Genomic DNA, 14,513 nt, shown 5'->3' on the forward strand with positions numbered 1-14,513 from the left:
TTCATCCTTCTGCTAATGCACTAAAATGCATGTTTTGAACCAAACAAAACAAAAATCGTTTTAAGAATGATCTTGATATCAAATAAAATCGAACGCTCCCGAATGTATTTCAAATCAAGCTCCACCATTTCCTTAAACCCGATATTGCTCCTTCCGCTCACTTGCCATAACCCGGTACAACCAGGTGTAACAAGCAATCTTTGTTTATCATAGGTCGTATATTCCTCCACTTCTCTCGGAAGGGGAGGTCTGGGTCCGACAAGACTCATTTCACCTTTCAATACATTCCATAATTGAGGCAGTTCATCGATACTTGTCTTTCTTATAAATTTTCCAACCCATGTGACTCTGGGATCATCCTTCATCTTAAACATGGCACCGCTAACTTCGTTTTGACTTAATAGGTCAGATAACATCTCTTCCGCGTTATTTACCATAGAACGAAATTTATACATAACAAATTTTTTGCCGTTTTTGCCGATTCGAACCTGCTTAAAAAACACAGGCCCTTTCCAATCATCCAATTTGATCCATATGCTTATCAGAATAAAAAGAGGTAGAAGAAGTATGAGTCCAATCGATGATAAGACGACATCCATTACTCTTTTGACAAAAAGATATAATGCCAGATCCCTGGTAATAGCATCACTTAGTTGTGCCGTCTTATGTTGACTTCTTTCTACAGCCACTTCTAAATCAGAAGAACTCATAAAACCGACTCCTTTTTACCCAACAAAAGTATTTTTCGATTTAGAATCTCCTCGAGGGCATTTAGCAATGGCATTCTTAATTCCTTATTCATTAATGCAAAATCTAAAGTGGTCAAAATAAAACCCAATTTCTCGCCAACATCGTAGCGAATGCCTTCAAAATGATAGGCATATACCTTCTGCATCGTATTCAGCTTCTGAATCGCATCCGTCAGCTGGATTTCTCCGCCTGCGCCAATCTTTTGTTCCGCCAAAATATTAAAGATTTCCGGAGTCAATATGTATCTCCCCATGATCGCAAGGTTCGATGGAGCCTTCCCCTTCGCCGGCTTCTCTACAAAATTTTTCACTTGATACAATCGCCCTTCGCGTTCCAACGGATCAATAATGCCATAACGGCTGGTTTCCTCTTGGGATACCGGCTGTACTCCAATCACAGAGCTACCGGTTTGGTTATATTGATCAATCAACTGCTCCAGGCAAGGAGGGGCCGAATGGACAATATCATCGCCCAGCAGTACAGCAAACGGTTCGTCGCCGATAAATTTCCTTGCGCACCATACCGCATGTCCTAAACCCTTGGCCTCTTTTTGACGAATATAATGAATGTCTACAATCTTCGAAGAATGCTGCACTTCTTTCAGCAGCTCCAGCTTTCCCTTCTCCAAAAGATTTTGTTCCAATTCAAAGGCGTTATCAAAATGATCCTCAATCGCTCGTTTTCCCTTGCCGGTTACAATGATAATATCTTCAATGCCTGATTGAACTGCTTCTTCAACAATGTACTGGATCGTAGGCTTATCCACGATGGGGAGCATTTCCTTTGGCATCGCCTTGGTGGCCGGCAAGAAACGGGTACCCAATCCGGCAGCAGGAATGATAGCTTTTCTTACTTTTTTCATCTCTTTTACCTCCCGAATAATAATCTATTTTTATCTAGTAATTAAGAATACAACCCATGCTGCCAATATAAAATTGCAAGCTATGTCGTTTTACATTAAGAAAACAACATAGCTTGCAGTTTTATGTATACAGGGCATCTAACCCCTCCTCACATCACACCCTCGACGATATACGTCTAAGGCGGCGCACCGCCCACAGCATGACCGAGTGCCTACAGTGATATAGGTGCAGTAGACATTACCTATAGATTCTTCTAAGCCTAGTTACTTTTTATCGTTCGGACCATAGTAGTAATAGTAAGGACTTTCGTTCTTGTTACGATCCTTGTTGTTCAGAACAACGCCTAATATCTTCGCATTCACATGGTTTAACCGGTCTATTGCTTTACGTGCCGTATCCCGCTTGACTTTTCCGCTATTGAGTACGAACACCACCCCATCGCATTTGGTAGACAGCACCTGAGCATCCGTTACCGCAAGCGTAGGCGGCGCATCGAACAGAATGATATCGAACATCTTTTTAAGTTCTTCAAGCTGCTGCTCCAACCGTTTGGAATTTAACATTTCCGCCGGATTGGGGGGGACAGGCCCGGAGCAGATCAACGACAGATTATCGATATGGGTGTCAGAGATCGCTTGCTGTAACGTGAACTGTCCTGCCAATAGATTTGACAACCCGATGCGATTTGACTTCATAAAGAAGTGATGCAGTGTCGGTTTGCGGAGATCCGCATCAACAAGGACCACTTTCTTGCCTTCCTGGGCGAATGCAACAGCCAGATTCGTAATGGTGGTTGACTTGCCTTCGGACGGTTCCGGCGATGTAACGATAATACTTCTAATATGGTTATCGATCGTTGAGAACTGGATATTCGTTCGGAGTGTCCGATACGCTTCTGAAATATACGATTTCGGATTCACATCGGTAATAATGTTGTAGTTCCTAGTTGAGGTTGGCATATGATTTTTCACCTACTTGCTGCTGGTTTAATGATTCATCTATCTTGTTGTTTTTGAATTCATCCTTATGAAATTTGTTAATCGTGACCAGTACAGGCAGCTGCAAGTAATTCTGAACATCCGCTTCTGTCTTGATCGTATCGTCCAGATATTCCAACAAAAAGATGAGACCAATAGCCGCCATTAACGAAACCACGAAAGCGATGACCAAGTTAAGTTCCGGTTGAGGCTTTACCGGCACCGGATGTTCAACCTGCTTTGCCGCATTCAGTATCATGACATTATCGACTTTCATGATTTGCGGGATTTGGCTCTTGAACACCTCCGAGACCGCATTGACGATCATCACCGCTTTCGCATGCGAATAATCCTCTGCACTGACTGTGATCACCTGCGTATCATTGACGGAGCTTACCTTGATCTTATTGATCAGCTGCTCCGTGGTCATTTCCAGTTCCGGATAATCGGCTGCTACATAATCCAAAATAGCCGGTGTCTTCATGATTTCCTTGTAAGTGTTCACAAGCATGATATTGGATCGGACAAGATCGGTCGTTAACGTGTCAAGCCCGCTGATTTCATTCGATTTATTGACGATCAGCTTGGTGCTGGCCGAATATACGGGCTTCAAATAATAGTAACTGACAATGCCGGTTGTAATGCAGGATACAAGCACAATAACGACTAACATCCAGATCCGTTTTTTGATGATATTAAAATATTCCTTGAGTTCTAATTCCATGTATACTCTCCGCATCCATTAGATTTTTGACTAACCTGTGTGTAATGTTACATTTTGTATCTAAATGTTTACGTCATTATTTCCCTCCTCTTTGAAACTGTTCTTACATAAGAACATACATTACCATCAACACGATACTAAACGTATCTTATAACGTACAGCACACATCAAATTTACGATACTTTATGTATCATGTCAATTCATATTTTCATTTTTCTGGTACCCTGAATTCCGGAGAGCCATCATGTTAGATGAGGATCGTGATGCATTCTGAACATTGAAGAGAGCATGGGAATACTTGCCGTTGCCCAAATGAAGCTGTGACAAGACTTTATTGACATCCAATTGAATTTTGGTGTGGCTGGATTCTTGATTTCTCACATTGAACTCTCCCTTTGATCATCCGATTTTTGGAATTCTCAACTGGAATTCTCTAGTATTTCTTGAATTTGTATATTATCACTTTATGATACATTATGTATCTTGTCAAACGATTATAATGCCGATTCATGTCGAAATGAAACTCAATACACACAAAAACAGGAGGATTTTCCTAAAGATTCGTTTATATGAGAAAGTGGTCACATAGATTATTTAAAAAGAAGGAACTATACTTGAGAGAAGATCATACTTCATCCTGCCGTCTCTCATGGATCCTCCCGGTATCAGGATAAAATACCGGTGACATGAAAAATGAGACGGCCATCGAATTGTCCATTGGATTTATCGCTTCAGTCCGATTCCAGATGGAAATGTTCTCCGGCCCAGTTAAAATGCGGCTTTGGACGACGAATGCTTTCGGTTTTGTATGCTAAACTCCGGCAGCCGGATCCTTTATCTAATGTATATTCCATTCATATTCCGGACTGCTCATTAAAATTGCTTGTTAGGCCGGCCAAGGAAGTCCCGGACTCTGCTTATACGGCTGAAACATGACATCAACAGATTAATTTATCAGACATCTTCCCTTAGCAAATGATTTTAGGTAGAATGGATTAAGATAATTACTTTTGACACATAATGTAATAATAATGTGTTCAGAACTAAATTCCATATCTTTATTATTGTCAAGTGATTTTCATCATTTTTTCTTGTGAATTCGTGGTATAATATAATGTAGCGTTTTTTTATTATTGATAGATCAATACAGTTTTAAACGGGGGTTAGGTTACATGAAGTATGGGGAGCGCATTGCTTCACTCAGAGAAAAACACGCAATGACGCAAGAGGAATTATCTGCAAAACTTGGTATCACTCGCGCTTCTCTATCCCACTATGAAAACAACAGAAGAGCGCCGGACTATGACACGATCACGAAAATTGCCGGCTTCTTCAACGTATCTATTGATTATTTGCTTGGAAGAACCGATGATCCTCATATAGTGCTTGACGATGAAGTCAGAAAATTCGTGGACAGCCTGGAATTATCCGACGACAACATTTTAGAAAAATTCTCACTGACCATTGACGGTAAAAAACTCACCCCGGAAGAGGCCAAAAGATTTATCGCTTTTGTCCGTGCTGAACGTTCCATCAATAATAACTAATCGACATCAATCCATACGATACATTACGTCAAAATATGCTCTTGTACAGAAAAAATGATTTCTTCTGTACAAGAGCTTTTATTTTATCCGCTGAAAAAATAAAAAGGACTGCCCCTAAGTCAAAATGGCTTAAGGGTAGTCCTGATATGAAGGAATAAGACCGGATCTTACAGATCGAAATACAGGGAGTACTCGTGCGGATGAATGCGAATGGATACGGCTTTCGCTTCTTCGCGCTTCAGAGCAATGTAGTTGTCGATAAATTCTTTCGTGAATACGCCGCCTTCAGTCAGAAACTCGTAATCTGCTTCCAATGCATTGAGCGCTTCGTCAAGCGTACCCGGAACGCTGCGGATTTCCGCTTTTTCTTCAGCGGACAGATCGTAGATGTTCTTGTCGAGCGGACCGTAGCCAAGTGCACGAGGGTCGATTTTCTTAGCGATACCGTCAAGACCGGCAAGCAGCATAGCAGCGAACGCCAGGTACGGGTTAGCTGTGGAATCCGGAGTACGGAATTCGATACGGCAGCCTTTTGGTGTTACGGCAGCTACAGGAATACGAATAGCCGCAGAACGGTTGCCTTTGGAGAATACCAGGTTTACAGGCGCTTCATAGCCGGGAACCAGACGCTTGAAGGAGTTCGTGCTCGGGTTCGTTATAGCGATCAGAGCCGGAGCATGATACAGGATACCGCCGATGTAATGAAGAGCCGTTTCGCTCAGGTTGGCGTAGCCGCCTTTTTCATAGAACAAAGGAGTATCGCCGTTAAAGATCGATTGGTGAACGTGCATGCCGCTGCCGTTATCGCCAAACAGAGGCTTCGGCATGAAGGTTGCCACTTTACCGTATTGTCTTGCTGTATTTTGAACGATGTATTTATATTTCAAAAGGTTGTCAGCTGTTTTGGTCAATGTGTCAAAACGGAAGTTGATCTCGCCTTGGCCCGCCGTAGCCACTTCGTGGTGATGGCGCTCGATGCGCAGGCCTGCTTCTTGAAGCAAACGGCACATTTCGCTGCGGAGATCCTGCTGGGTGTCCGTTGGTGCTACTGGAACATAACCGCCTTTGTGCTTCACTTTAAAGCCCAGGTTGCCGCCTTCATCTTTACGGTTGGAGTTCCAATGCGCTTCTTCGGAATCTACAAAATAAGAAGAGGAATTTTGGCCGCTCTCGTAACGAACTTCGTCAAAAATGAAAAACTCGGACTCAGGCGCAAAGTATGCTGCAGTGCCTACGCCGACTTTTTGCAGATACTCTTCCGCTTTTTGAGCGATGCTGCGAGGGTCGCGCTCATAACGTTCGCCGTCCGGTGTAAAGATATTACACATAATCACCAGCGTCGGGTGAGCTGTGAAAGGATCAACGAACGAAGATTCCGAATCCGGCATCATGACCATGTCGGACTCTTCAATTCCTCTGAAGCCAGGGATGGAGGAACCGTCAAAAGCAACGCCGTTCTCAAAAGTCGCTTCATCCACCTCGGTAGCCGGCAAAGAAATATGGTGCGCTCTGCCGCTCAAATCGACAAAACGGAAATCGACCCACTCAATACCTTTTTCTTTAATCGTGTTTAATACGTTTTGAACTGACATAGTCTCGCTTACCTCCTAAATTCCGAACATTATTGGCCGTTTGTTCGTGCATTGTTCAAGTTTTTGATGATCATGTGCTAATTATAAAACCATTCTACAAGAATCGTCAATACTTATGTCAGGTATTTTTTGCGGAAGTGTTAGGTATGCTTACACACAACACATTTTTTTCACATTTCGGCCATAAAAATGGCTTGACTTTCCTGAGCTCCAGGAAAGCCAAGCCTTTTCTGCATTCTAAAGCCGTATATTCAAGAGAGCGGAACAAGCTCTTTTTTCGTATCGAAACGTTTGCCGCACAGTGTGGCCAGCTTCTCCAAATCGAGCATCAGCCTTGCGAATTGATCCGGGAACAACGATTGAACCCCGTCTCCCGTCATGGAGTTATCCGGATCCGTATGCATTTCTACGATCAAGCCGTCGGCACCGGCCGCCACAGAAGCCTTGCTCATCGGCTCTACCAGCTCGCGGCGTCCGGTTCCATGACTCGGGTCCGATATCACCGGCAGATGACTAAGCGACTGAAGGGCAGGAATCGCCGCTAAATCCAGTGTATTGCGCGTGTAGGGCTCGAACGTCCGGATTCCCCGTTCGCACAGCATAACGTTCGGGTTTCCTCCTGCCAGGATATACTCCGCCGCGTTTAAAAATTCGTCATAGGTGGCGCTGAAACCCCGTTTGAGCAGAACCGGCGTTTGAATCGTGCCCAGCTTGCGCAGCAAATCGAAATTTTGCATATTTCGCGTGCCAACCTGCAGGATATCGGCGTATTCCGCACATACGTCCACATACTCCGGCGTCATCACTTCGGTGATCGTCAGCAGGCCGTGCTTTTTCCCCGCTTCTGCCATCATAACCAACCCTTCGACGCCTATGCCCTGGAAGCTGTACGGCCCGGTTCTCGGTTTGAACGCTCCGCCGCGCAGCACCTGCGCTCCGGACGCCTTCACCAAGCGTGCAATCTCATCGATCTGCTCCGGAGATTCCACGGCGCATGGACCGCCCATGACAACCAGCTGATCTCCTCCGATCTCAACATCCTTGATTTTAATCACGGTGTTGTCCGGGTGAAAATCACGGCTTGCCAGCTTGTATGACTTTGATATTTTTACAACCTGTTCGACTCCCGAAAGCTGGCGCAGCTGCTCAGCCAGTACAGGACTGGCTTTACCGATGATCCCGATGACCGTGCGGTCGACCCCTTTGGACACATGCGTCTTCACATCATGCTTCTCAATATGCCGAACAATTTCGTGAATACGTTCTTCCGGCGTTTTATTTGAAATAATCACGATCATGACCAATGCACGCTCCCCATAAATATGTATTTTATACTTAAACGCTTCGACGCTTATACGCTTTTAAGCTTTTAACTGTTAAAGTAAATATACAACGGAGAGCGGCACTCCGTCAATACTTTTCTTATCATGCCGGAACCCATTCGAATTTATCCTTCGGCTTCGGAAGACAACAGCTGCTCTTTGCGCCTTCTGCGCTTTTCCTTCCGTTTTCCGTCAACCCATTCGAGCATCCATTTGACCGGATAGAAAACAAGCAGCCCCAGCACGGCGCCGTTAATGATTCCCCCGACCAACAGCTTCATATTTAATCGGAGAAACGTATTAAGCCATTCCGGCAGGATCGACTGCAAATGCATCGTGACGCCGTGAGGCAGCACTAATGCTCCAACCTGTTTGTTAATAAAAGACATGGGGAGATAGATAACCTTGCCGAACACAAAGCCGATCAAAGCTGCCCCCATGCTCGCCCGCAGTGAATACACCAAAGGGAAGATCAGGAAAAAGGCAAGCCCTGCCGTCGGGAGCGTGAACATCTCAACCGCCAAGCCGATGGAAAAGCCGAGTGCCACCATGACAGGACCCCCTTTGGCCCTTGTCAGCAGCAAATATTGATATTTAAACCAGCGACCGATGCCGTAGACATTGAATGTTTTTTTCTTTCTCGCCGTTTTATTCATCTGCCGCCGTCCTTTACCATGACTTAGACCGTCTTTTGCTTGGGCGCCGGAATCAATCTGGCCATATTGACCGTCCGCCGAATTTCCCATGTCTGCGGATCTTTTGGATTATACTGCTCGAGATAAGTAATGACCTCTTTGGTAATCGGCGTCGGAGTGGAAGCACCGGAAGTCACAGCCACACGGCGGACCGGCTCAAGCCATTCGCGCTTCAATTCGCTCACATCGGCGATGCGGTATGCTTTGACTCCGGCGATCTCCTCCGATACCTGAGCCAGCCTGTTCGAGTTATTGCTGCGCGGGTCGCCGACCACAATAACCAGATCGGCATCCTTGGCCTGCTCAGCTACGGCCTCCTGCCGTACCTGGGTCGCCAGGCAAATTTCGTTATGAATCTCGGCATGAGGAAACTTCTCCAGCAGCCGGTTCATAATATGCCTGATATCCCATTGACTCATCGTCGTTTGGTTGGTGATGATGATTTTGTCCGAATGGATCTGCAGCTTTTCAATTTCTTCAGGCTTTTCGATCAAATGCACACGGTCCGGCGCTACACCGATGGCGCCTTCCGGCTCGGGATGGCCTTTTTTGCCGATATAGATGATCTGATAGCCTTCAGCGCTCTTTTCCCGAATGAGATTATGCGTCTTCGTCACATCAGGACAAGAGGCATCCACCACCGTCAGGCCTTTCTCTCTCGCCCTGCGGCGAACCTCCGGAGAAACTCCGTGGGCGGTAAAAATGACCGTCCCCTTGTCTATTGTTTCAAGAATCTCAAGACGGTTCGGCCCGTCGAGCGTGATGACCCCTTCTTTTTCGAAAAATTCCGTTACGTGCGCATTGTGTACAATCATGCCTAATATATATACAGGCCGCGGCAAATCCAAATTTTTAGCCGTCTGCATGGCGAGCGCCATGGCATCGACGACTCCGTAGCAATAGCCTCGGGGGGAAATTTTGATAACGTCCATCATAGCACCTGCCTGTTTGTCGAATTTTCGATACTTGCTTATGTCCATTATACTTCATTCCCGGACGGGAGGGAATGATCCGATGATGGAGACGTTCCCTCGGCGACGATCGGGAGCCAAATGACAAAGGTCGTTCCTTCGTCCTTACGGGTCTTCACTTCCACCGAACCGCCGTGCTCGTCGATAATCCATTTGGCGATAGACAGCCCCAGGCCCGTCCCCGATTTTTTGCCGCGCGACGGGTCAGCCCGGTAAAACCGCTCGAAAATATGCGGTACTTCTTCCTTGTCCATCCCGATTCCCGTATCTGCTATGCGGATTCCAATCTGGTCTTTATGACGCTGCGCATCCAACCTGACACTGCCTTGCTCCGTATATTTGAAAGCATTTTCCACAAAAATAAACATCAACTGCTGCAAATAATCCGGACTGCCGTAAACGTATACGCCTTCCCCGGCAGACAGATCCCCGACGATAAAATCAGCGGTACGCGGCAGCATTTGCGCTTTACGTGCAACCTCATCCAACAGCGTCTTCATCTCGACATGCGTTTTGCTTATTTGAAACCCGGCGTCCGCACGGGCAAGCGACAACAGGTCACCTACGAGCCGCGACATCCGCTCCGCCTCACCCGATATATCCTTCATGGCTTCGATGGAAAGCTCCAGCCGCTGACCATCCTGCTCCCCTATTTGCAGAGCCGTTTGCTTCCACATTTTCTCCAGCAGCTCTACATTGCCGCGGATCGTCGTCAGCGGTGTCCGCAGCTCATGGGAAGCGTCCGATACGAACCGCCGCTGCGCTCTGTAAGCCTCCTCCAGCTCTTCATATGCGCTTTGTAGTCTGGAGAGCATGCCGTTGATCGTTTGGGTGAGCACGCCGATCTCATCGTTGGGTCCGTGATACTCAATCCTTTTCTGGAGGTCGGCTCCTTTTTGGATCTGATTGGTGGCTTCAATAACCCGCTCGATCGGCCGCAGCGCTTTGCGCGCAAGGAACCAGCCGACCGAAGAGGCAAGCACTATACTGAGCAAAGCCGTAACCGTAAGAATCAGACGAAGCGTGGCCAGCAGCTGTTCATAAGGCTCAATGTAGGTCCCTGCCTGCATCATCCCGATGGCCTCTCCCCGCTGGGATATGATCGGCGTGTAGTAGACCAGAAAGTCCAATCCGTCAATTTTAATTTTCTCGAACCGGCAGTCTCCATCCAGAACACAGGAAATTTGCTTTGCCGGTATATCTGGAAAATGAAGACCGGCCTCCTCTACATTCGGAGAATAATATTTGCTTCCGTTCTGCAGGTTAACAACCTGAAAATACATGTTATTGTAGCGGAGCAAATCGCGTCCTGACCCGGAGTAGCGGAATTCCAAAGTCAATCCCTTTTCCGACAAGGAAAACTGCGGTACAATCCGCGTTCTGACGCTTTCGGCCTGCTGCTGCAGCTGGGATTGAAGGCTGTCGTAATAGATATAATGCAAAAATAAATACAACCCCATCCCGAGCAGCAGCAGCGTTGCGGATAATATGCCCGTATACCACAGCGTCAGGCGCATACGAACGGACATGTCAGTCCTCTCCTCTCAGCACGTAACCCGCGCCGCGAACGGTCTGGATGATCCGCTTGTGCCCATGCTCCTCCGTTTTTTGCCGCAGAAGGGCGATATACACCTCAAGCACATTCGATTCCCCGCTGTAATCGTATCCCCAGATTTTTTCCATGATCACGTCGCGTGAAAGCACTCTTCTCGGATTTTGCAAAAACAAATGCAGCAGTTCAAACTCTTTGGTCGTCAGCTCAATCCTCTGCCCTCCCCGGAATACTTCACGGGTATCCAAATCCATAAACACGTCCTGATAATGAATTTTGTTGGTTTCCGGCTCGGTTTTGGCCGCCGCTTTACGCCGCAGCAGCACACGTACCCTTGCCAGCAGCTCTTCCAGCGCAAACGGTTTGACCAGATAATCGTCCGCCCCCAGATCAAGCCCTTTAACCCGGTCTGCAACCTCGTCCTTTGCGGTGAGCATCAGCACCGGCACATCCGAGCCGCCCTCCCGTATGCGGCGCACAACCTCCCAGCCGTCCAATTGCGGCATCATGACGTCCAGAATGACCGTGTCCGGATCGTTCTCCAATATTTGCTTCAGACCGTCCATGCCATGATTCGCCGTCAGCACCGTGTACCCCTCAAACGCAAGGCTTCTGCGCAGCATCGATGTGATTTTTTCATCGTCGTCAATGACTAATATTTTCTCTCTCATATCCCCTTCGCACCATCCTCAACATTTATTGCAAAACAATGACTCGTCGCTTCAAGATGTCCAACCTTCACGTGTGCGCAGCAGAACTCGCCCTCGAAGGCAGGAAAGTTCTTCATCGGTCGCTTTCTTACATCTTAACAAATTGACGGATCTCGAGAAACTCCACCGGGGCAAAAAAAAGCAGAGCATCCGAAATGGTCCGCTCTGCTTGTAATCCCATTATTGCTGCTTCTGTGCGTTCCGGTCGCCGATGGTGACTTCAATGTTTATTTTCTGTCCGTCACGCATCACGCCGATGGTAGCTTTGTCGCCAACCTTTAATTTTTGAATAGCGCTGACCGCCTCCGCCGATGTTTTCACTTTGGCTCCGTTCACTTCCACAATGACGTCATAAGGACGAATGCCTGCTGTAAAAGCGGGGCTTCTCCGCTCAACATCGGAAACGATCGCACCATCGGTATTCGGAAGCTTGAGATCGGCAACCCAGTCCTTCTGTACGTCACCCAGCCTTACCCCGATATAAGGAGCCGGTTCTTTGGGAATTTCCACGTTATTCTTCAGGTTATCCAGTACCGCATTAATCGTGCTCGTCGGGATGGCGAAGCCGATACCCTGCGCCTGGGAGCTGACCGCCGTATTGATGCCGACGACTTCACCGTTCAGATTCAGCAGCGGGCCGCCGGAGTTGCCGGGGTTGATCGATGCGTCGGTTTGAAGCAAATGCTTGTATTCGCGTGTTCCGTTAGTGTCCGGAATGCTGATCGGACGTTCCTTCGCACTGAGCACGCCCACCGTTACCGTATGGTCAAAGCCGTACGGGTTGCCGATCGCCACTACCCAGTCGCCGACGTTCAGGTTATCCGCATTGCCCAGCGGCAGCGTCGGGAAGTCTTTATCGCCTTTAATTTTCAGAGCGGCCAGGTCAAGATCGTAGCTGTTGCCGAGAAGCTCGGCTTTGAACGGCTTTTCATAGCCTTGCACGTAAACCCAAATTTCATCCGCGCCGTCAATGACATGCTCATTGGTCAGAATATATCCGGACTTTTCAAAAATGAAACCGGTCCCCATGCCTCCGGGCTGCAGCTGATCGCTGTCCGGCTGCTGGCCGCCGTTATCACCAAAAAATTGACGGAAGAACGGATCGTCGAAAAACGGATTGCCGGTGCGGCTCGAGGCTTTAGGTTTCACCTTGGTTTCGATCTTTACCACCGCCGGACTGGCTTGTTGAACGATGCTCGACACACTGTTCGGGCGGCTGATATCCAGAGCGGAAGGCTGTACGCCACCGTTATTGGAGGATGCTGCCGGAATCGAACCGTTCGATCCTCCACTGTTCATCACCCCTTCAGCACCCGTAAACAGGTTCATTTTGTCGGAGGCGAACATCAGCGAACCGACCACAACGACCCCCGCCATGAACGAGGCAAAAATAGTGCGGAAGCTGCCGGAGCGTTTCGGCTTTCCGACCTGCCAGTTTCCCATGCCGCCGTTCGTTATATTCGGCTCCTCAGGTGAATGAAAGCTGTAAGTCCGCAAGGGCTTCGGCGGGGTGACCTCCACCGGAGGAGAACCGGCATTCTCTCTTGCCGCCGCACTCTCGCCGGGCTTAAACGGTCCGTAAGAAAAGTAATGAGATGAATGGCGCTCAATATCTGCAGCTTTTTCCTCTTTCATCTCCTGCTTATCGTCAATCTCTTGCTCCTTATGATGAGAGGAACCGTCATTCGCACGACCAAAGAAGTCATATAACGGATTGCCATTTTTATTGTTGTTATCCATAAGACCAAACCTCCATCTTATTCAGGTTTCAATAGGATTGTTTAGCTCTCTGTTCTTGTATTCCATATTGCACCCGCGACATTAAAGAAACCTTAATAAAAAATAAAATGGAGTTAAAATCGAATATTGTCGCAAATCCTCCAAAATAAGGGGCTTATATCCGCGCAATTAAGCGGGTCCGTCACTAGTTCGCCATCAGGTGAACACGCTCGGACAGACGCGGGGGATTCCTCCTCAGTTGCTCCCAAGCACGCACCGCTCCAACTGAAAGCGTATCCGTCCCCAGGCTGCTGAAAGCCAGGCAGGGAAGACAAATCGCGAGCACACGCTCAGCCTTCCCGATACTCGCCGCAACCGCTCCCCCGACAGCTTTCGTCGTCCAGGGGACGAAACCCCTGGGGTCCCCCTTAGGTAAGGGGGATTTAGGGGGATGTGTCACCACTCCACCCCTGCTCCACTTCCTTCAGCAGCGACTTCGCCTGCGCAACCCACTTGTCCTCCACCGGGGCATCCTTATCGAGCGGTTCCTGAAACTGATCGATCAAAGCGCCGGATACTCGCACCTGGGCTTCTTCGTCCAGCCCTTCATTATACACATGCTTCAACACAAACGGAGTACCGATTTGAACGACCGCATCCGTGGAGTCCGCATCCCCGTCCAGAACACCGTGAGTGACTTGAAAAGGAATCCGAAGCCAGACCTTGCGGCCTTCATCCAAATAACGATCAAAGCTGCCGTGCTCATAATCCCAATTTCCGCCCAAAACAAACTCATGCTCATGCAAATATTGCCGTACCTGATCAAAATTTTCTTCGCGGTTCAACAATGACGAATCCAGGGGAATCATCCGTATCTCCTCCAACCGTTAGCAGTGTTATGGTCTATTCATAGAATGGACTACATATGGGAAAATTATGCCCATATGTATTTTCTACTCAAAATACCATGCACATGTTTGATTGGGGATCACGATGAACTCCGCATTTACCGTACGAATGAAAAACCTCATTGGACCATTGTCCTTATTGATACGGTCTGCCTGCCGATGTATACATCATTTTTTTCTCAA

General features: G+C 47.7%; 13 protein-coding genes. 1 reads left to right on the plus strand and 12 read right to left on the minus strand.

Going from position 1 to position 14,513, the window contains the following annotated elements:
• Positions 1–20: 20 nt before the first annotated feature.
• The 4 genes from BLT35_RS06270 to BLT35_RS06285 all read right to left on the minus strand — a co-directional run bounded on the left by BLT35_RS06270 (position 21) and on the right by BLT35_RS06285 (position 3,314).
• Entirely contained in the window at positions 21–710 is a 690-nt protein-coding gene (locus BLT35_RS06270; protein ID WP_062406769.1) for a sugar transferase, read from the minus strand.
• Entirely contained in the window at positions 707–1,612 is a 906-nt protein-coding gene (galU, locus tag BLT35_RS06275; protein ID WP_062406767.1) for a UTP--glucose-1-phosphate uridylyltransferase GalU, read from the minus strand. Before galU ends, BLT35_RS06270 begins: the two co-directional genes overlap by 4 nt.
• Before the next feature lie 264 nt (positions 1,613–1,876).
• Positions 1,877–2,572, minus strand: coding sequence for a CpsD/CapB family tyrosine-protein kinase (locus tag BLT35_RS06280; protein ID WP_054817085.1), 696 nt, complete (start codon positions 2,570–2,572; stop codon positions 1,877–1,879).
• Positions 2,556–3,314 carry a YveK family protein gene (locus BLT35_RS06285; RefSeq protein ID WP_054817084.1) on the minus strand — a complete coding sequence of 253 codons (759 nt, stop codon included), beginning with the start codon at positions 3,312–3,314 and terminating at the stop codon, positions 2,556–2,558. The genes BLT35_RS06280 and BLT35_RS06285 overlap by 17 nt, the downstream gene beginning before the upstream one ends.
• Positions 3,315–4,486: 1,172 nt before the next feature.
• Here BLT35_RS06285 and BLT35_RS06290 point away from each other — a divergent pair.
• Positions 4,487–4,861 (plus strand): helix-turn-helix domain-containing protein, encoded by a 375-nt coding sequence (locus BLT35_RS06290; protein WP_062406761.1) that lies wholly within the window; start codon positions 4,487–4,489, stop codon positions 4,859–4,861.
• A gap of 167 nt (positions 4,862–5,028) precedes the next feature.
• Here BLT35_RS06290 and glnA read toward each other — a convergent pair whose 3' ends face one another.
• From glnA to BLT35_RS06330, 8 genes are all read right to left on the minus strand, one after another.
• Positions 5,029–6,453 (minus strand): type I glutamate--ammonia ligase, encoded by a 1,425-nt coding sequence (gene glnA / locus BLT35_RS06295; RefSeq protein ID WP_062406759.1) that lies wholly within the window; start codon positions 6,451–6,453, stop codon positions 5,029–5,031.
• A 251-nt stretch (positions 6,454–6,704) separates the two neighbouring features.
• Positions 6,705–7,751 carry a 3-deoxy-7-phosphoheptulonate synthase gene (gene aroF, locus BLT35_RS06300; protein WP_074727311.1) on the minus strand — a complete coding sequence of 349 codons (1,047 nt, stop codon included), beginning with the start codon at positions 7,749–7,751 and terminating at the stop codon, positions 6,705–6,707.
• A gap of 149 nt (positions 7,752–7,900) precedes the next feature.
• On the minus strand, positions 7,901–8,431 hold the full coding sequence (locus BLT35_RS06305) for a DUF2062 domain-containing protein (RefSeq protein WP_062406756.1): 531 nt from the start codon (positions 8,429–8,431) through the stop codon (positions 7,901–7,903).
• Positions 8,432–8,454: 23 nt separating this feature from the next.
• Positions 8,455–9,402: a 4-hydroxy-3-methylbut-2-enyl diphosphate reductase gene (locus BLT35_RS06310; RefSeq protein ID WP_062410817.1), complete on the minus strand. Its 948-nt coding sequence runs from the start codon at positions 9,400–9,402 to the stop codon at positions 8,455–8,457.
• 47 nt (positions 9,403–9,449) lie between these two features.
• A complete protein-coding gene (locus tag BLT35_RS06315) occupies positions 9,450–10,970 on the minus strand; it encodes an ATP-binding protein (RefSeq protein WP_062406754.1) in 1,521 nt (506 codons plus the stop codon).
• 1 nt (position 10,971) lies between these two features.
• Entirely contained in the window at positions 10,972–11,664 is a 693-nt protein-coding gene (locus BLT35_RS06320; RefSeq protein WP_062406752.1) for a response regulator transcription factor, read from the minus strand.
• A gap of 219 nt (positions 11,665–11,883) precedes the next feature.
• Complete coding sequence (locus BLT35_RS06325; protein ID WP_062406750.1) at positions 11,884–13,443, minus strand: S1C family serine protease; 1,560 nt, start codon at positions 13,441–13,443, stop codon at positions 11,884–11,886.
• Positions 13,444–13,865: 422 nt separating this feature from the next.
• Complete coding sequence (locus BLT35_RS06330; RefSeq protein WP_062406748.1) at positions 13,866–14,291, minus strand: YugN-like family protein; 426 nt, start codon at positions 14,289–14,291, stop codon at positions 13,866–13,868.
• Between the last annotated feature and the right edge of the window lie 222 nt (positions 14,292–14,513).

Source organism: Paenibacillus naphthalenovorans (assembly GCF_900099895.1).
Taxonomy (GTDB): Bacteria; Bacillota; Bacilli; order Paenibacillales; family NBRC-103111; genus Paenibacillus_G; species Paenibacillus_G naphthalenovorans.